This is a genomic window from Parasphingorhabdus sp., from assembly GCF_048269915.1.
Taxonomy (GTDB): Bacteria; Pseudomonadota; Alphaproteobacteria; order Sphingomonadales; family Sphingomonadaceae; genus Parasphingorhabdus.
In genome coordinates this window covers 13331-31379 of the sequence record NZ_JBLWTY010000008.1, presented here as the reverse complement: position 1 = coordinate 31379, position 18049 = coordinate 13331, and the positions used below count along the sequence as shown (strand labels likewise).

General features: G+C 57.0%; 19 protein-coding genes. 15 read left to right on the top strand and 4 right to left on the bottom strand.

Going from position 1 to position 18049, the window contains the following annotated elements; translation table 11 throughout:
• Positions 1 to 155 precede the first annotated feature (155 nt).
• On the bottom strand, positions 156 to 1877 hold the full coding sequence (gene ggt / locus ACN0WX_RS14235) for a gamma-glutamyltransferase (RefSeq protein ID WP_417623009.1): 1722 nt from the start codon (positions 1875 to 1877) through the stop codon (positions 156 to 158).
• A 37-nt stretch (positions 1878 to 1914) separates the two neighbouring features.
• Positions 1915 to 2961, bottom strand: a complete 1047-nt coding sequence (locus ACN0WX_RS14230) for a quinone-dependent dihydroorotate dehydrogenase (protein ID WP_417623038.1) — start codon at positions 2959 to 2961, stop codon at positions 1915 to 1917.
• Between the two features lie 104 nt (positions 2962 to 3065).
• Here ACN0WX_RS14230 and ACN0WX_RS14225 point away from each other — a divergent pair, with 104 nt between their 5' ends.
• Both ACN0WX_RS14225 and ACN0WX_RS14220 read left to right on the top strand, forming a co-directional pair.
• Entirely contained in the window at positions 3066 to 4229 is a 1164-nt protein-coding gene (locus ACN0WX_RS14225) for an isovaleryl-CoA dehydrogenase (protein WP_417623008.1), read from the top strand.
• Positions 4229 to 5206: a hypothetical protein gene (locus ACN0WX_RS14220; RefSeq protein ID WP_417623007.1), complete on the top strand. Its 978-nt coding sequence runs from the start codon at positions 4229 to 4231 to the stop codon at positions 5204 to 5206. The genes ACN0WX_RS14225 and ACN0WX_RS14220 overlap by 1 nt, the downstream gene beginning before the upstream one ends.
• Positions 5207 to 5267: 61 nt before the next feature.
• Here the strand turns inward: ACN0WX_RS14220 and ACN0WX_RS14215 are convergent, their stop codons facing one another.
• Complete coding sequence (locus ACN0WX_RS14215) at positions 5268 to 6665, bottom strand: alkaline phosphatase PhoX (RefSeq protein ID WP_417623006.1); 1398 nt, start codon at positions 6663 to 6665, stop codon at positions 5268 to 5270.
• Positions 6666 to 6832: 167 nt separating this feature from the next.
• Here ACN0WX_RS14215 and ACN0WX_RS14210 point away from each other — a divergent pair, with 167 nt between their 5' ends.
• The 4 genes from ACN0WX_RS14210 (at position 6833) to ACN0WX_RS14195 (ending at position 10448) form a co-directional block, all read left to right on the top strand.
• Entirely contained in the window at positions 6833 to 7519 is a 687-nt protein-coding gene (locus ACN0WX_RS14210) for a glutathione S-transferase family protein (RefSeq protein ID WP_417623005.1), read from the top strand.
• 112 nt (positions 7520 to 7631) lie between these two features.
• Positions 7632 to 9119 carry a SulP family inorganic anion transporter gene (locus ACN0WX_RS14205; RefSeq protein WP_417623004.1) on the top strand — a complete coding sequence of 496 codons (1488 nt, stop codon included), beginning with the start codon at positions 7632 to 7634 and terminating at the stop codon, positions 9117 to 9119.
• 228 nt (positions 9120 to 9347) lie between these two features.
• Positions 9348 to 9980, top strand: coding sequence for a glutathione S-transferase family protein (locus ACN0WX_RS14200; protein ID WP_417623003.1), 633 nt, complete (start codon positions 9348 to 9350; stop codon positions 9978 to 9980).
• Between the two features lie 12 nt (positions 9981 to 9992).
• Positions 9993 to 10448, top strand: a complete 456-nt coding sequence (locus tag ACN0WX_RS14195) for a hypothetical protein (protein WP_417623002.1) — start codon at positions 9993 to 9995, stop codon at positions 10446 to 10448.
• 6 nt (positions 10449 to 10454) lie between these two features.
• Here the strand turns inward: ACN0WX_RS14195 and ACN0WX_RS14190 are convergent, their stop codons facing one another.
• Positions 10455 to 10970, bottom strand: a complete 516-nt coding sequence (locus ACN0WX_RS14190) for a sterol desaturase family protein (RefSeq protein ID WP_417623001.1) — start codon at positions 10968 to 10970, stop codon at positions 10455 to 10457.
• A gap of 103 nt (positions 10971 to 11073) precedes the next feature.
• On the opposite strand from ACN0WX_RS14190, the gene leuC reads away from it, so the two are divergent.
• From leuC to ACN0WX_RS14145, 9 genes are all read left to right on the top strand, one after another.
• Entirely contained in the window at positions 11074 to 12504 is a 1431-nt protein-coding gene (gene leuC / locus ACN0WX_RS14185) for a 3-isopropylmalate dehydratase large subunit (protein WP_417623000.1), read from the top strand.
• 9 nt (positions 12505 to 12513) lie between these two features.
• The gene (locus tag ACN0WX_RS14180; RefSeq protein ID WP_417622999.1) at positions 12514 to 12804 is read left to right on the top strand and encodes a hypothetical protein; all 291 of its coding nucleotides are present in this window, start codon (positions 12514 to 12516) and stop codon (positions 12802 to 12804) included.
• Between the two features lie 2 nt (positions 12805 to 12806).
• Positions 12807 to 13400: a 3-isopropylmalate dehydratase small subunit gene (gene leuD, locus ACN0WX_RS14175; RefSeq protein WP_417622998.1), complete on the top strand. Its 594-nt coding sequence runs from the start codon at positions 12807 to 12809 to the stop codon at positions 13398 to 13400.
• Positions 13401 to 13432: 32 nt separating this feature from the next.
• On the top strand, positions 13433 to 14434 hold the full coding sequence (locus tag ACN0WX_RS14170) for an NADPH:quinone oxidoreductase family protein (protein ID WP_417622997.1): 1002 nt from the start codon (positions 13433 to 13435) through the stop codon (positions 14432 to 14434).
• 70 nt (positions 14435 to 14504) lie between these two features.
• The gene (locus ACN0WX_RS14165; protein WP_417622996.1) at positions 14505 to 14831 is read left to right on the top strand and encodes a DUF1476 domain-containing protein; all 327 of its coding nucleotides are present in this window, start codon (positions 14505 to 14507) and stop codon (positions 14829 to 14831) included.
• Positions 14832 to 14836: 5 nt separating this feature from the next.
• A complete protein-coding gene (locus ACN0WX_RS14160) occupies positions 14837 to 15070 on the top strand; it encodes a BolA family protein (RefSeq protein WP_417622995.1) in 234 nt (77 codons plus the stop codon).
• A gap of 10 nt (positions 15071 to 15080) precedes the next feature.
• Entirely contained in the window at positions 15081 to 15413 is a 333-nt protein-coding gene (gene grxD / locus ACN0WX_RS14155; RefSeq protein ID WP_417622994.1) for a Grx4 family monothiol glutaredoxin, read from the top strand.
• A gap of 432 nt (positions 15414 to 15845) precedes the next feature.
• Positions 15846 to 16214, top strand: a complete 369-nt coding sequence (locus ACN0WX_RS14150) for a BlaI/MecI/CopY family transcriptional regulator (RefSeq protein WP_417622993.1) — start codon at positions 15846 to 15848, stop codon at positions 16212 to 16214.
• Complete coding sequence (locus ACN0WX_RS14145; protein ID WP_417622992.1) at positions 16211 to 18010, top strand: M56 family metallopeptidase; 1800 nt, start codon at positions 16211 to 16213, stop codon at positions 18008 to 18010. Before ACN0WX_RS14150 ends, ACN0WX_RS14145 begins: the two co-directional genes overlap by 4 nt.
• Positions 18011 to 18049: the final 39 nt, after the last annotated feature.

Here is an 18049-nt window from a genome sequence, read left to right as displayed (position 1 = left end):
GATACCAGATTGGAATATTGGTCGATTTCAAGATAACGATTTTTTGCCTTTTTCCGGGCCACGCGGTTATTCCCCTCTCATGCGCCGGACATGCGCCGGGCTTTGATCATTGCGAAAAGGACTAGCGCGGTTGAAACCGCTCGGCAATATATTGCTTAAGGCAATTGGCTGACCGCTTGACCGGTGCTGCGAGGATCGACAGCGCCAACCCATCCCTGGTCGGTTTTTTGTGCACCGGCGAGTTTGGACGGCAGGCCGGAGGTGACGACAATATGGCCGAAGCGCGACAGGTCCGCCTGCAAGGCTTCCAAATCGCTACCCTTTTCTATCAAAACGCCTGATCCGCCATAGAAAATATTGGGGAGGGCCATCGCCTGTTCCAGCGACAGTCCATAATCAAGCACGCCGATCAAGGTTTTCGTGACATGCATGATTATCCTTTTGCCACCAGCGGATCCCAGCGCCAATATCGGCTTGCCGTCGGCGTCATAGACGATTGTCGGCGACATGGATGACAGAGGGCGCTTGCCAGCTTCGACACGATTGGCCACCGGCGCACCGTCTTTTTCCGGCGCGAAGGTAAAATCGGTCAGTTGATTGTTGAGCACCATCCCGCGGGCGATGAGCTGGCTGCCGAAGGGCCCTTCCACGGTGGAGGTCATGTTCGCAATATTGCCTTGGCTGTCGACGGCGGTAAAATGGGTTGTTCCGGCGACTTCGGAAGACATTGCTTCGGTACGGGCAACGCTTCCCGGTGGATTGCCGGCGGGATAGGTTTCAACACCCGGCATGTCTGGTCGTGCGCGTTGCAAAGCGATCATCTGTGACCGGCTGGCAAGATAATCCTTGTCGATCAGGCCATCGACCGGGACCGCTACAAAATCCCTGTCGCCGAGATATTTTTCACGATCCGCATAAGCCAGTCGCATTGCTTCGGCGATCAAATGCCATGCTTGTGCGGGCTGCTGCTCGTGAATCTTGGCCATATCGAACCGCTCGATCGTGCCCAATATGCCGAGCACGGTGGTCGCGCCGGATGATGGCGGGCCCATGCCGCAAATCTTGTACACCCGGTAGCTGGTGCACACCGGTTGCCTCAAAATCGCGCGATAATTGGCAAAATCTTCCGGTGTGATTTCGGTCGGATTGCGCGATGTATTGGCTACAGCATTGGAAATCGCGGTCACGGTTTGGCCGGTGTAAAAGGCATCGGCACCGCCCGCCTGCAATTCCCGGAGCAATGCACCCAGCTCAGGGTTCTTGATAATCGTACCTGCCTTGGCAGGGGCTCCGTCTTTCCAGTAGATTGCCCGCGCTTCGGGAAAATCGGCCCAGAGAGGGGCCAGGCGCCGGAGCCAGTCCGCTTGCGGCGCGCTGACCGCATAGCCAGTTTCCGCCAGCCGGATCGCCGGTTCAAAAATCTTTGCCCAGGGCAGTTTTCCCCATTTTTTATGGGCCATTTCCATCAGCCGCATATTACCGGGGACGCCGACGGATTTTCCGCCGGGCATCGCCTGACCGAAGGGAAGCGGCTTGCCATCCTCGCCAAGAAAACGCGTTGCCTTTGCTGCAGCTGGCGCCATTTCGCGGCCGTCGATTGTCTGCATCCAACCCTGTTTCGCATCATGGTGCAGAAAAAATCCGCCGCCGCCGATGCCGCTGGATTGCGGTTCTACGACGGTCAGGGCGAGCATCATCGCCATGGCTGCATCGGTCGCGGAGCCGCCAGCCTGTAACATCTCGAAGCCCGCCTTGGTGGCTTCGGGATGGGCAGAGGCGGCAGTGCCTATATTTGTGTTTTGAGGATGTTTGGCCTGGACCGGAAAGGTCAGGGCAACACAAAGGAACAAGGCGAAAATGCTATGGATTTTTTTCATCCACCGGGTTTTATGGATGACCCCCGATTTTGGCAAATCATTTGTCAGCCGAAGATCCCACGGCCTCGCTCACCGATGAAAAGCCATCTGCTTTCAGCAATTTTGCCAGTCGGCAATTCATTGCGGCGGCGATGGTCGGTCCCTCATAGATCATCGCTGTGTAAAGCTGGACCAGCGAAGCACCGGCGCAGATACGTTCATAGGCATCTTCTGCATTGGCAATGCCGCCGACCCCGATCAGCGGGATTGTCCCTCCACTCGCTTTGCGAAAATCCTTCAGCCGCTGGAGCGCAAGTTCTTTCAGGGGCGCTCCGGACAGACCACCCGTTTCCGATTGATTGGCGGAACGCAAGGAGGGGCGGGTGATCGTGGTGTTGGAAATGATCAGCGCCGCGATTTTCCGGTCCGTCGCGACGGCGACAATATCGTCAATATCTGCCGGTTCCAGATCGGGTGCCACTTTCAGGAAGACCGGAGTTCCGGATTTCCCCAAGGCGTCCATGACAGCGGCCAGCAGTTCCGCCAGCGCACCCTTATCTTGCAGGGCGCGCAGGCCGGGGGTGTTGGGCGAACTGATGTTGACGGTGAGATAGTCCGCCAGCGGTGCCATATTTTGCGCGCCGGTGACATAGTCGGCGATCCGGTCATCGCTGTCCTTGTTGGCACCGATATTGATGCCAAGCACGCCCTTGCCCATCCGCCCGCGCATGCGTTTCAGGCGCGGGATGGCTTTTTCCTGGCCCTGATTGTTGAAGCCCAGGCGGTTGATTACCGCCTTGTCCTCGACGAGCCGGAATATGCGGGGCCTGGGGTTGCCCGGTTGCGGCAGCGGCGTCAGTGTGCCGACCTCGGCAAAGCCGAATCCCATGCGGATCAGGGCATCGGGAACCTCGCCATTTTTGTCGAAGCCCGGGGCCATGCCGATCGGATTGACGAAGTCGAGACCGGCGACATGGGTCGCGAGCACCGGATCGGATTTGGGTGCGGGACCCAGCGGAAGGGCTTTCAGGCCGGCGATGGTCAGGCCATGGGCGCGTTCCGCTTCCAGCGCGAAGATCAGGGGTTTGGCGAGTTGGTAGAGCATCGCTGGGCCTATGGCATCGGCGATTGTTGTGCGCAATGGTCCTCCGCACTGGAAACCACTTTCCAATCTGCTAGAGGAGAGAAAAAATTTCGAGGAACATAACCATGATTGCTACTCCACAATTTGATTTCCAGCTCGGTGAAATGGCGGACCAGATTCGCGACACCACCCGGCGCTTTGCCGAAGAGAAGATCATGCCGCTGGCCCAGAAAATGGACCGCGAAGACTGGTTCCCGCGCGAGCTTTGGGAGCAGATGGGCGATCTCGGCCTGCACGGTATTACCGTCGAGGAAGCGGATGGTGGCCTTGGCCTCGGCTATCTGGAACATGCGATTGCGGTCGAGGAAGTTAGCCGTGGCAGCGCGGCGCTCGGCCTCAGCTATGGCGCGCACAGCAACCTGTGCGTCAACCAGATCCGCCGCTGGGCCAGTCCGGAACAGAAAGCCAAATATCTGCCCAAGCTGATCTCCGGCGAACATGTCGGTGCGCTAGCGATGTCCGAAGCCGGGGCCGGGTCTGACGTAGTGTCGATGAAGCTCAAGGCCGAAGCAGTGCAGGGCGGCTATGTGCTCAATGGCACCAAATTCTGGATTACCAATTCAACCGACGCCGACACGCTGGTCGTTTATGCGAAGACTCGTCCTGACGCGGGGTCGGGCGGGATCACCGCTTTTCTGATCGAAAAGGGCATGAAGGGCTTCTCCATCGGCCAGAAGATCGAGAAGGTCGGCATGAAAGGCAGCCCGACGGCGGAACTGGTGTTTGATGACTGCGAAGTGCCGGAGGAAAATGTGATGGGCCCGCTGAATGGCGGCGTTGGCGTATTGATGTCTGGCCTCGATTACGAACGCGCGGTGCTCGCCGCGATCCCGCTCGGCCTGATGCAGGCCTGTCTCGACACGGTCATTCCCTATGTCCGTGAGCGCAAGCAGTTCGGCAAGCCGATCGGCACGTTCCAGCTGATGCAGGGCAAGATCGCCGACATGTATGTCCGCCTCAACAGTGCGCGCAGCTATGTCTATAATGTCAACAAGGCCTGCGACGCCGGGCAGACGACCCGCTTCGATGCGGCGGGCGCGGTCATGTACGCTTCAGAAAGCAGCGTCCGAGTGGCCGAGGAATCGGTGCAGGCGCTCGGCGGCGCCGGCTATACCACCGACTGGCCGGTCGAACGCTATTGGCGGGACAGCAAGCTGCTCGATATTGGCGCGGGCACCAACGAAATCCGCCGGATGCTGATCGGGCGGGAACTGATCGGGGCGGCTTGATGAATGAGCAACGGGGCGGTGATGACCGGTCCAATGAGACGCTAGTCTCGAAAGGGGAGCAGATTAACGCGCAAAAGTCGGAAATTCCGGACCGCGGTAGGCGGCGGCATTTGAGTTGGGGAATGGATTTTGACACACGGAGCTTGACGCTCGACCAAGAAATTGCCGATCATTGGGAAGACCGGGTCAAAGAATTACATCAGAACAACAAGATTAAGGCGCGTGAAGGATTAGTCGCTGAATTTGGAGAGTTGGGAATTGACGGTAAGATAGAGAATTTCATTGCAATAGATACAAAGCCTTTTTCCACGCTCGGCTATCACAACAGAATGTTTCATCAAGTTCGCCAGTCCTATGTTATAGGCGCTTATTATCCTGCACTTGTCGCGGCCTGCGCGTTAGGCGAAAGAATACTCAATCACCTGATAATCGATCTCCGAAAATTCTATAAAACCAGCCCGGAATACAAAAAAATTTATCGCAAAGATTCCTTCGCAAATTGGGATTTACCGATCAATACCCTTGATGCTTGGGGCGTCTTGCTTCCGGAGGTTGTTGAAGAGTTTCTCGCGCTGAAAAATATTAGGCACCGTTCGATCCATTTTAATATGAGCACTTATCAAAGCCTCAAAGATGATGCGTTGGCAGCGATCTTGTGCATGCGGGCCGTTATCGAGAAGCAATTTGGATCACACGGTCCCCAGCCTTGGTTCCTTAAAGGCACCAAAGGCCATCTCTTTATTGCAAGGGATTATGAAGAAAATCCGTTTGTTCAAACGTATTATTTGCCCAATTGCCCTTTTGTTGGCCCGCATTTTAGCATGGCGTATGGAGATAATGGTTGGAAGGTTATTGACTATCCTGACTATGGAGAGGGAGAATGGAGCGATGAGGAATTTGCCGGAGCTTTCGAAGCCCGAAGCCTCGAAGACTTGGCTCGAATGAAGGAATCAGAAGAAGGTGGAATGCTCCAATGAACCCTAACCTTAGTCGTCCGATTGCAAATATCTGCGTGGAAATCAGCAAGTCTAAATATAGCTAGGCCCGCAAAGTCTCCCAAGGGCCGGTGATCGCATAAGTAAATCCCGGTTCCTGCACATTGACGAACAAGGTCTGGCCATCGGGCGAGAAGCAGGCGCCGCAAAATTCGCTGCGGTCCTTGTGGGCGTTGCGGGCGAGGTCGTAGATCTGGCCATCGGGGGTCAGGCCGCGCAGATATTGGTCGCCCATCCCATCCTCGCACAGGATCAGGTCCCCCCAGGGCGCCAGCGCCAGATTGTCGCACATGTCCATGGTGTCGGCACCGGGTGATTCATAGAGCATGGTCAGCTTGCCGCTTTCGCCTGCCGGACCTTCCGGCGTATAGCGCCAGACCTGACCGGCGCGCTGTGTGCCGCCCTGGGTGCAGTTGAAGAATATCTCGCCAACGTCGCTTCCGGGGCGAATGCCGTAGTCCATGCCCTCACCGCGACAGAAATAGGCGGCGCCTGCTGCGTGGCCGCGTTCGGCGAGATCGGCTTCGGGGGATTCCACATCGTCGAGATCAATCCATTCGATGGCAAATTCCTGCCCCGGCTTGACCCGTCCGGCGCCACCGCCGCCCCAGTCCTCCGGCCAGTTGGTGGTGACCGCCGATTTCCAGCCCCTGATCGCCAGTGCCTGCAGCTTTCCGCCCCTGGCCAGATCGCCCGGCACATTGGGGATGAAGCGGTAGAACAGGGCACTGCGGTCATCTTCGGTCATGTAGACAATGCCGGTGGCCGGATCGACGGCGGCGGCCTCATGCGCGAAGCGGCCCATGGCCTTCAGCGGCACGGCATCAATCAGCCCGGTCGCGTCGGCCGGTGTCTCGAACACGAAACCATGATATTTGCCCGGCCCTTCTTCCGGCTTCAGCATCTGTTCCTCGCAGCTCAGCCAGCTGCCCCATGGGGTTTTGCCGCCAGCGCAATTGGCCGCGGTCCCGGTCAGCACCAGATGATCGCTTTCGAGGCGCTTGTTTTTCAGATCATAGACGACCCTGGTGACGCCGCCAAAAAAGGGTGAACCGTCACCCTTGCGGTCGTAAAGCTGGCTTTCGCTCACCCGGTCGAGCAGCTCGTTGCCCTTGCCGAACGGGCTGCCGGTAGGGGAATCCAGCCAGTTTTCATGGTTGCGCATCAATATGCACTTGTCGACGCTATCCGGGTGCGGGAAGCAGGCCATGCCATCGGGCCGGCCGGGACGGAAAAAACCGTCCGCCATGGTTCCTCCGGTTTCGCTGATCAAACTATAGGTAAATCCTGCGGGCAAATCGAGGCGCTGATCCGGATCGGTGACCAGCGGCATGCGCTTGTTGGCGCTGCGGGCTTCGGCGCATCCGGTGAAGGCGAAAGAAGCATAGAACAGCCCGGCGATCTGGGCGTTGCGAACAAATTCTCTGCGAGTTAGCGACATTGATATAGTCTCCCCAAAAAAACCGGATAGCTCTGCTTCACTACCAGAAAATGACAGGCGCACGGAGAGAAAGCGATATTCGACCAACGGCCGCACCAGTTAGACAAATATGCTTGTCTCGCAGCGGTGGGAAAGGGCATGCACACGAAACTAACGGATAGAGTTTTATGACCTACACATTGATTACCGCCAATCGCAACTATTCCAGCTGGTCGCTGCGCCCGTGGATATTGATGAAGGCGCTGGACATCCCGTTTGCCGACGAGATTATCTATTTCGAAGAAGATAATTATGAGCGGTTTCGCGCGTTCGCGCCCAACGGGCAGGTGCCCTGTCTGAAGGATGATGGCCGAACCATCTGGGATTCGCTGGCTATCATGGAATATCTGGCCGAGCGGCATCCGGGATGCTGGCCGGACGACGAAAAGGCGCGGACATGGGCGCGCTGCGCGGCGGCGGAGATGCATGGCGGGTTTGCGCCGCTGCGGAATATCTGTCCGATGAATGTCGGCGTGCGGGCGACATTGCACGCGGTCGAGCCCGGTTTGCAGCGGAATATTGACCGGATCGGCGAACTGTTTGCGCAGGGGCTGGATGATTTCGGCGGGCCATGGCTGGCCGGCGACCGGTTCACGATTGTCGACGCCTTTTATGCGCCGGTTGCCTATCGGGTGCGCAGTTTTGATCTTGATATCGGAGCAGTTGGCCAAGCGTGGGTGGATCATATCATCGCCCATCCGGCCATGCAGGACTGGGAACGTCAGGCGCTTGCCGAACCGCAGCGGGATATTAATCATGAAGAAGAGATTGCCGCAGTGGCGACGGTAACGGAGGATTACCGGTTTACCGGCTAGCAGCTCGCGAGTGGGGCCATGCTTGACTGCCCCAAGTCAATAGTCCATTGGCCCGACCGTCTTGCTGCATCGCAGCATCGAGAGATTTTCAGATTCGGACAAAGGATTTTTCATGGCGATTCACAGCGATTTTCAGCGCGACTGGTTGTCCAATCCCAAAGCCGAATTTCTCGCCGGTCTGGTGGTCGCGCTGGCGCTGATTCCGGAAGCCATTGGTTTCGCGATCATCGCCGGGGTCGATCCGCGGGTCGGGCTTTATGCCAGTTTTTCGATCGCCGTGATCATCTCGATGGTCGGTGGCCGACCGGGGATGATCAGCGCGGCGACTGCTGCCGTGGCGGTACTGGTGGTGCCGCTGGTGCGCGACCATGGCGTCGAATATCTGTTTGCCGCGACGATCCTGATGGGAATTTTCCAGGGGATAGCGGCGCTGCTGCGGCTGGACATGCTGATGCGCTTTGTCTCGCGCTCGGTGATCACCGGCTTTGTCAACGCGCTGGCGATCCTGATCTTCATGGCGCAGATTCCGCAGATGACCGGCGAAGCCTTCACCTGGCAGACCTATGCGATGATCGCGGCCGGACTGGCGATTATCTACGGACTTCCGAAGATCACCACCCTGGTGCCGTCGCCGCTCGCGGCAATCATTGTGCTGGCCGGGATCAGCATGTATTTCCGCGCCGACGTGTTCACCGTCGGCGACATGGGTGAATTGCCCGACAGCCTGCCGTGGCTGCATATTCCGCAAGTTCCGATCACCTGGGAAACCTTGCAGATCATCGCGCCTTATTCGCTGGCGATGGCCGCCGTGGGCTTGCTGGAGTCTCTCCTGACAGCGTCTATCGTTGACGACATGACGGAGACCCGCAGCGACAAGAAGCGCGAGACCTATGGCCAGGGCCTTGCCAATTTTGTCACCGGCTGGATCGGCGGCATGGGCGGCTGCGCGATGATCGGCCAGTCGGTAATCAATATCAAGTCCGGCGGCCGGCGGCGGCTGTCGACTTTTGTCGCCGGTGTGATGTTGCTGATCCTGATCGTCGGGCTTGGCCAGTGGGTCGCGCAGATTCCGATGCCGGCACTGGTCGCGGTGATGATCTTTGTCTCGATCAGCACCTTCCGCTGGAAAAGCTTCACTGAAATCACCCACCATCCGTGGCCGTCCAATGTCGTGATGATCGCCACCGTGGTGATGGTTGTCGCCACCCATGATCTGTCGATCGGCGTGCTGACCGGCGTATTGCTGTCCGGCATTTTCTTCGCGTGGAAAGTTCGGCAACTGGTCACCATCCAGGATTTTGTCGAGGTTACCACCCACCGCTATGTCTTCGCCGGCCAGATTTTCTTCGGCTCGGTCGACCTGCTCTACGAGGCGATGGAGTTTAACGAGGATGGCATCGACAAGGTGATCATCGACGTTCATGACGCCCATTTCTGGGACATCAGCGCGACCGGCATGCTCGACAAGATTGTCGAGCGGCTGAAGAATGAGGGCAAGCAGGTCGAGCTGATCGGCCTCAACGAAGCCAGCGCGACGATTGTCGAGAAATATAGCGAGAATGACCGGCCGTTCGAGAGCCTGGGCGTCGTCGGGCATTAGTGCATTGTGCCCCTGCGCAGGCAGGGGCCCATCTCTGCTATTGCGGTCAGAGGGCAGGGGATTATGGAACGCTAAACTCGGGTCTGGGCGCAAACTAGCCAGTCCGCATGCGGCAACTTCTGGAGATGGACCCCGGCCTCCGCCGGGGAACAGGTGCGGAGCACATTGTCCAGTTGACGGCATGCCGCCTTTGCCGCACATCTGGACCAAACATAAAGGAGCGCCCCCATGATCAAGCTGCATCATCTCAAATTTTCCCGTTCGTCGCGCATCATCTGGCTCTGCGAAGAGGGCGGGATCGAATATGACATGGTGCAATATGACCGCGATCCGGTGACCAGACGGTCGCCGCCGGAACTGGGCGAAGCGCACCGTCTGGCCAAGGCGCCGACGGTCGAGGTGGATGGCCATGTGATGGTCGAATCCTCCGCGATCATCGAATATCTGGTCGAGCGGCACAGCGATGGTGCGCTTGGCGTGGCGGTCGATCATCCGGAGCGGGCCAAATATCTCGAATGGCTGCATTTCGCCGAGGGCACGATGGGGATGAGCTTCATCATCACCGGCATCGCGCCGATGCTCGGCGGGCTGCCCGACATCATGGCCGGATTTCTGAACGCCGAAGTGGCCAAGCTGCTCGACCATCTGGAGATCGAGCTGGAGGGCAAGGATTTCCTCGTCGCCGACAAATTTACCGGCGCGGATATCAATCTGCATTATATGCTCGAAGGGCGCGCGGCGCTGGGCCAGCTCGACGACCGCCCCAATTGCAAACGCTATTTCGAGGCGCTGGTCGCGCGACCGGGGTACAAGAAGACGGTGGAACTGGGCGGGCCGGTGTTGATGCCGCGGCCGAGCTAACTAATTCTGACAATGTCCGCAAGAACGCTCGAAGACGACAAGCGATTGATGGCACCAATGCTCGCCGCATGTCCATCATTCCAAGCTGATTGGGATTTGTTTCTAGAGGACTGGAAGGACAATCTAGAGGAATCTGGTACGAAAGATGAGGGCGGCTTGCCACTCTATTTGGCATTTAGTGAATTGGCCGACCATCTGATCGCGCGATTGGAGAACAATGATACGGATAATTTTCAATCTGTTTTTCAAGTAGTTGAAGAGTGGGTCGTGAATGGCAACCATTATGAGAGCGAAGCGGCTGTGGTTGGGTTAGTTGAAGATTTAACTGCGGAACATCGCTACAAAAAGGCCAAACCGGAGCGTTTTTTACAATGGTTGGGGCCTCAGTCCAAAAAGTGGTGGTTTGAAGTTATCGATTTTTGGGATCGTTTGGATAAAGATAACTTCAGGCCGCTTTCGATAGACTGATAAAACTTAACCGACCGCATCCCGCACAACCGCAGCCCCGGCCTCCCGCTGCCCCTTCAATTCCGCCTTCAGCTTCGCCGGATCGCGCGCAAAGACGAAGCCGAAGCTCACCCCGCCTTTCTTGCCGATCGTCGCATGGTGGAGCTTGTGCGCCTGCACCAGCCGTTTGGCATAGCCGCCCCTGGGGACATATTTGAAGTAGCGCTGGTGCACCAGGCCGTCGTGGATCAGGGTGTAGATGATGCCGTAAAGCAGGATGCCGAGACCGATCCATGTGCCCGGCTTCCACGCCGCACTGCCCATGATCAGCGGGCTGCCGATGGCGAACATCGAAATGCTCATCGCTGCGCCGACGATCCCGAAAAGATCGTTTTTCTCCAGAGCCTTGTCATGCGGCTCGTGATGGTCGCGGTGCCAGCCCCAGCCAAAGCCGTGCATGATATATTTGTGGCTCGCCCAGGCGATGAATTCCATCGCGATGACGGATGCAATGATAGTGGCCAGGATCGCAAATATGCTCATAGTGCGAAGATAGGCGTTATCGACGGGCTTTTGAAGCCAGTTCTGACTTGCGCCGACAATTGATCTGGTTAAACGAAACCCCATATCGGGGAAACAGGAACTTATGACCACAGCAAGAACCCTCTACGAGAAAATCTGGGACGCGCATGTCGTCGATCAGCGCGACGACGGCACGGCGCTGATCTATATCGACCGGCATCTGGTGCATGAAGTGACCAGCCCGCAAGCCTTTGAAGGGCTGCGCAATGCGGGCCGCAAGGTGCGACGCCCCGATCTGACCTTGGCGGTTCCCGATCACAATCTGCCGACCACGGCGCGGCTCGATGCGCAGGGCAACAAGATCCCGATCGCCGACCCGCAGAGCGCGGCGCAGCTGGAAGCGCTGGAAGCCAATGCGCCGGCTTTCGGCATCAAATATATCGGTGCCAGCGATATCAATCAGGGCATTGTCCATGTCATCGGGCCTGAGCAGGGCTTTACCCTGCCGGGCACGACATTGGTCTGCGGCGACAGTCATACTGCGGCGCATGGCGCTCTGGGGGCGCTGGCCTTTGGCATCGGCACCAGCGAAGTCGAGCATGTGCTGGCGACGCAGACGCTGCAGCTGACCCGTTCGAAATCGATGGAAATCCGGGTCGAGGGCGATCTTGGTCCCGGCATCAGCCCGAAAGACCTGATCCTCCATATCATCGGCGTGATCGGCACGGCGGGCGGCACCGGCCACGTCATCGAATATCGCGGCAAGGTGTTTGAGGAAATGTCGATCGAGGGACGCCTGACCGTTTCCAACATGTCGATCGAGGGCGGCGCGCGCGCGGGCCTGATCGCGCCGGATGAAAAGACATTTGCCTATCTGAAGGGCCGTCCGATGGCGCCGAAGGGGGCCGACTGGGATGCGGCGGTGGCCTATTGGAAGACGCTGCCGACCGACGAAGGCGCAAAATTCGACAAGAGCGTAACGATCAACGCCGCCGATGTTGCGCCGACCGTAACCTGGGGGACCAGTCCCGAGGATGTTGTCGCCGTCAATGGCGTGGTGCCGGCACCGGAAAGTTTTGCCGATCCGTCGAAGCAGGATGCCGCGCGCAAGTCGCTGGATTATATGGGGCTGGAAAGCGGACAGGCCTTGCGCGATGTGTCGGTCGAGAATATTTTTATCGGCAGCTGCACCAACAGCCGGATCGAGGATCTGCGGGCAGCGGCAGCGATACTGTCCGGGCGCAAGAAAGCCGATAATGTCAAATGGGCGATTGTCGTTCCGGGCTCGGGGCTGGTCAAGGCGCAGGCCGAAGCCGAGGGGCTCGACCGGATTTTTACCGATGCCGGATTTGAATGGCGCGAGCCGGGCTGTTCGGCCTGCCTCGGCATGAATCCGGACAAGGTGCCAGCGGGTGAACGCTGCGCATCCACTTCCAATCGCAATTTTGTTGGACGGCAGGGACCGGGTGCTAGAACGCATCTGATGTCACCGGCCATGGCTGCGGCGGCAGCGGTAACAGGCAGGCTCACCGACGTGCGTGAGCTGACAGGATGAGGAACTGAAATGAGCGACGACAGGAAAAATGACAAACGATCCGGTGAACAGACCGGCACGGCCGATACTCCCGCAGCAAAGCCATCCGGAAAATGGTCGACCGGGGCCAAGGTCGGTGCCGCTGTAGGATCAGCTGCAGTCGCTGCGGCGCTGATCTATGCCGGGCGGCATCAGATGAAAAAGCATGATGATTTCAAGGCGATCAAGAACAAGCCATTGCCGAAATATGAAAATGAACCGGATTATGATGACGGCGACGATGATGGCGATGATCCTTTCGACAATAATGAAGAAGAATAGAGATGAAACCCGTCAATCGCGTTGAAGGGCGCGCCATTCCCTTTGGCCAGAAAAATGTCGACACCGACGTCATCATCCCGGCGAAATGGCTGAAAACCATTTCGCGCGAAGGGCTGGGCGAGGGCGCTTTTGAAACGATCCGCGCGCAAGAGGGCAATGTTTTCGATGATCCGGAATATGCCGGGGCGAATATCCTTATCGCCGGCGACAATTTCGGCTGCGGGTCGAGCCGCGAACATGCTGCCTGGGCGCTGGCCGATTTGGGTATCACCGCCGTTATTGCCCCGAGTTTTTCGGATATTTTTTCCGGCAATGCGTTTAAAAACGGATTGCTTGCCATCGCCGTGCCGCAGGAAGCGATTGACCGGTTGATGGAGGTTGCCAAAACCGACCCGATCACGATCGACATGGAAAGCATGAGCGTGACAACGCCCTTTCAGGACCGATTTCCCTTCGAGATGGACCCGTTCCGGCATCAGTGTCTGATCCAGGGGCTCGACGAAATAGACCTGACAATGGCGCAGTCGGATGCCATAGAACGGCACGAGAAAAATAACGATTCTTCGCGGCCCTGGCTCAAGCCGGTTGCGGCATAATATCTGGAAAATATTGCAGGGAAGGCAATGATATGAAGGCTTTGATGTCAACCAAAATAGGCGGACCGGACACGCTGGAGATGCTCGAAGTAGATGAGCCGGTTGCGGGCAAGGGGCAGGTTGTTATCAATGTCAAAGCCTGTTCGATCAACTATCCTGATGTCTTGATTATCCAGGACATGTACCAGTTCAAGCCACCGCGGCCATTTGCGCCGGGCGGAGAAGTTTCCGGCGTCATCGCAGCGGTCGGCGACGGTGTGACCGACCTGAAGGTCGGTGACCGGGTCGCGTCCACCACCGGCCATGGGGGTCTGGTTGAGAAAATCGCTGTTGATCAGAATAGCGTTTTCAAAATTCCCGATAGTGTGAGCTTTGAAGACGCATCGGCGCTGCTGCTGACCTATGGCACGTCAATCCATGCGCTGGTCGATCGCGGCCATATCAAGCAAGGGGAAACTCTGCTGGTACTGGGCGCTTCCGGTGGCGTGGGTATTGCAGCTGTCGAACTGGGCAAGGCCTTTGGTGCCCGTGTGGTTGCGGCGGTTTCTTCCGAAGAAAAGGCCGCATTTGCAAAAGCCGCGGGTGCCGATGAAACCGTGGTCTATGACCGTGCCCCCTTTGACAAGGATCAGTCCAAGGCATTGGCGGCGCAGTTCAAGGCAGCCGTTGGTCCGAACGGTGCCGATATTATCTATGATGCGGTTGGTGGCGACTATAGCGAACCGGCGGTACGCTCGATTGCCTGGGAAGGCCGCTTTCTGGTGGTCGGTTTCCCGGCCGGCATTGCCAAGTTGCCGCTCAATCTGACGCTGCTCAAATCTTGTGATGTTTGCGGTGTCTTCTGGGGTGCTTATGCAATGCGCGATCCAAAAGGCAATCGTGCCCATATCAACCGGTTGTTCCAGCTGTGGGAGCAGGGACTAATCCAGCCACGTGTATCCGAGGTTTTTGCCTTTGCCGATGCGGGTCAAGCCATTCAGAAAATGGCGGACCGTGGCGCAATCGGCAAATTGGTCGTCAAGGTCGCCGATTGATTGTCTGGCCCCACTTGCGGGAGACGCCTCGGATGCCTATTTCCATATCAATATATATCAAGGGAAGATCATGACAGATTTTAAAGATCGCGAACGCGCATTTGAAACGAAGTTTGCGCGCGACGAAGAAATGCAGTTCAGGGTCACCGCGCGGCGCAATCGCCTGGTAGGCCAATGGGCTGCCGAAAAAATGGGACTGACCCCTGAAGAAACCGACGCTTATGCGAAAGAAGTTGTGGCGGCTGATTTTGAAGAGGCGGGTGACGAAGATGTCATTCGCAAGCTTCTCGGCGACCTGACCTCGGCGGGCGTCGAGATGGACGATTCGGGCATCCGCACGGCACTCACCGAAAAGATGGTGGAAGCCCGCCGTCAGTTTATCGAAGAGGCCAGCTAAACCAGATGCCAATGGCGAGTGCAGATATCGAGGCTATGCTTCTGGCCGCCTTTCCGGATGCATCGGTCGAGATTACCGATCTCGCCGGCGACGGCGATCATTATGCCGCGAAAGTAATTTCTGCAGCCTTTGCGGGGATGAACCGGGTCAAACAACATCAGGCAGTCTATGCTGCGCTGAAGGGAAAAATGGGCGGTGAACTGCACGCTCTGCAACTCACCACGGCGGCTCCCGAATAGGAGAATATATATGAGCGATGTAAACGCAAAAATCGAAAATGTCGTAAACAGCAATGATGTGGTGCTGTTCATGAAGGGTACCCCACTTTTTCCACAGTGCGGCTTCTCGAGCCGTGCGGTTGCCATTTTGGAACATCTGGGGGTCGGATTTGAATCCTTCGACGTGCTGCAGGACATGGACGTGCGACAGGGCATCAAGGAATTTTCCGATTGGCCAACCATTCCGCAGCTATATGTCAAAGGCGAATTCGTTGGCGGTAGCGACATCATGATGGAAATGTATGAGGCCGGTGAGCTCGGTGAATTGATGGCCGAGAAAAAGGTCGCTCCGGCACAGGCCTGATATTCCTCGGTCTCCGCCACCGAAAATAGAATTAAAAAACGGCTCGGTCTAGGAGGACCGAGCCGTTTTTCTTTGGGTAAGGTTCGTCGAACTAAAGTGGTAAGGGAGAACGGAGACCAGTCTGTTTTCCCTCTCATTCGGTACCGCCTGAAAGGAGGATTTGGGTGAACCTTGAAAGTCGCTCACAGCCTTGCATCGGTCGTGCCAGTTTAGAAATAACACTATATTACAAATACCTGAATGGTTTCAGCGCCGTTAATATCTACGGCTGTGTAAGAAATTTCGACAAGGGCCAACTCCAGCGGGCATTTTTCGACGAACGGCATTTTGTCATCCACCAACAACATCGCCGGCCTGAATGAGAGTTTACATTTGCAAATAATGAAACTACAGATGTAGTCATTAGCGACTCTTGATGAAGGAACCTGTCACATGACCGAACGCATCAGTGATGCCGAACATGTCGTCATGGAAGTCCTCTGGAAACGTGCTCCGTTGACCGCCACCGAAGTAGCGGATCAGGTCGTACAGCAAAAGGACTGGTCGCTTCAGACCGTCAAAACCCTGTTGTCCCGGCTGGCCGCAAAAGCGATTGTCGGTACAGAGCGCGACGGTCGTCGTTTTCTTTATTCTCCGCTGGTGGAACGGGATACCTATCTCACCGGTGCGTCGCGCAATTTTGTGGATCGACTTTTCGGGGGGAAAGTCACGCCATTGGTCGCTCATCTGGCGGAAGCCGATGAATTGAGCGCCGATGACATCCGGGAAATCGAAGAGCTTTTGAGGGAGTTGAAAAAATGACCGGCGAATTGAATCAATGGATCTGGGATACCATGCTGTCGATGACCCTGTTGATGCTCTTGGTGTTATTGATCCGCAAACCGGTGAGTCATTTCTTTGGAGCGCGCATTGCCTATCTGTTGTGGATTGTACCGTTGGCACGTCTGTTCATGCCTACGCTCACCCTCGAAGCCCCGGCCGAAGTAGAGCCCGTCGCCACTTTGGTGCCAGCAGTCATGGGATCGGACTTTGTCGCCGTTGCGCCCGACCAATCAACCACATTCAGCGCGCTGGCTTCGCTTGACTGGATGATGATAGGGTTGATTCTATGGCTTGGCGGAGCGGGTCTGCTGTTCATAAGCAAACTTGCCTCCTATCTGCAATTCCGGGAAGATATTGTCGCAGATGGCCAGTTGATCGGTCGTCACGGGAATATTAAAATTCTCGAAACGGCCGCCGTTGGGGGCCCATTGGCTTTTGGATTGTTCGAAAAATATATCGCCGTGCCAACCAATTTCTTCCGCGACTATGCGCCGCGTGAACGGGAACTGGCACTGGAGCATGAAATTGCCCACCATGAATCGGGGGATCTGGCGGCCAATTTCGTCGGGCTAACTATATTGTCGCTTCACTGGTTCAATCCCGTGGCCTGGTTCTCTTGGATTGCGTTTCGGCAGGATCAGGAAACCGCTTGCGACGCGCGGATACTGGCGCAAAGTGGTCGTGAAGTGCGCGCGGTATATGGCCGGACCATAGCCAAATCTGCCTCCGGTCACCGGCTGGGACTTGCAAGCCCGCTGAACCAGAAAGACAAGATCAAGGGTCGTCTCAAAATGCTCGGGCGATCGGAAAAATCTACTCTCCGTCGCCGAATGGGTGCTGGCCTGGTTGCCGTCGGTACGGTCGTCGCTTTACCGCTCACCGCTACGGTCACCTATGCCGAGGCGGTTGATCAGATAGACCTCTCGGTGCCGCAAGCACCGCTTGCACCTCTGGCTCCTTCCGCACCGGTTGAGCCCACAGCTGCCATAGCGCCGGCAGCCCCGCAAGCACCGCTGGCCCCTTCTGCACCGGCTATCGGGGGCGATGAGACTCATATCACGATGCTGAATGGTCGCAAAAATGCCGACCTGACAAATGACTATGTCCACAAGATCCAGCATAATGGCAGAACAGTGGTACTGCGCACGAACAAGGAGCTGAGCGAAAAGGAAATTCGCAAACTGGTCGCTGAAGCCGAAAAATCCCGCGTTGAGGCAGATCGGGCGCTGCGCAAAAGCAATTTCGACAGCAAGGAAATGCGCACAACCATGCGTGAGGTCGAGCGGGAACTGGCTGCGGCGAGACGTGAAATGGAACGGGAATTACGGGAGGCTGATCAGCAAGTCAGGGAAGCGCTGCGCGACGCCCGTCAAGCCCAGCGTGAAGCCATGGCAGAGGCCCAGCAAGCCCGGCAAGAAGCCTGGCAGGCTGAGCGCGAGGCCCAAGCCGAAGCCGAGGCTGCTGCCCACATATCCTCCATATTCTATTCTACCCATGACAAGGTTTCCGGCCCGGATTGCGTGGCGATGAACCGCCAGATTGCTATGGCAGGTGATAACGGCCTGGTTGGACAGGCCTGGGCGGTAGTAGCCGGGTGTGGGGGATTTAAAGTCAAGGTCGATAAGGTGGCTGCGCTGAAGGCAGCGCTGGCCGGGCTTGAAAAAGGCCGTGCAGAAGCGGTAAAATGCAAGGATGGTACGGCGGATAGCGCTAGAAAGATCCGGCAATTCGATCTTTCTATCGACACTGTGAAAGCACAACTGTCGATGACCTGATCCCGCGATCTCCTTTAATAATGGGGCATGGGGGCGGTT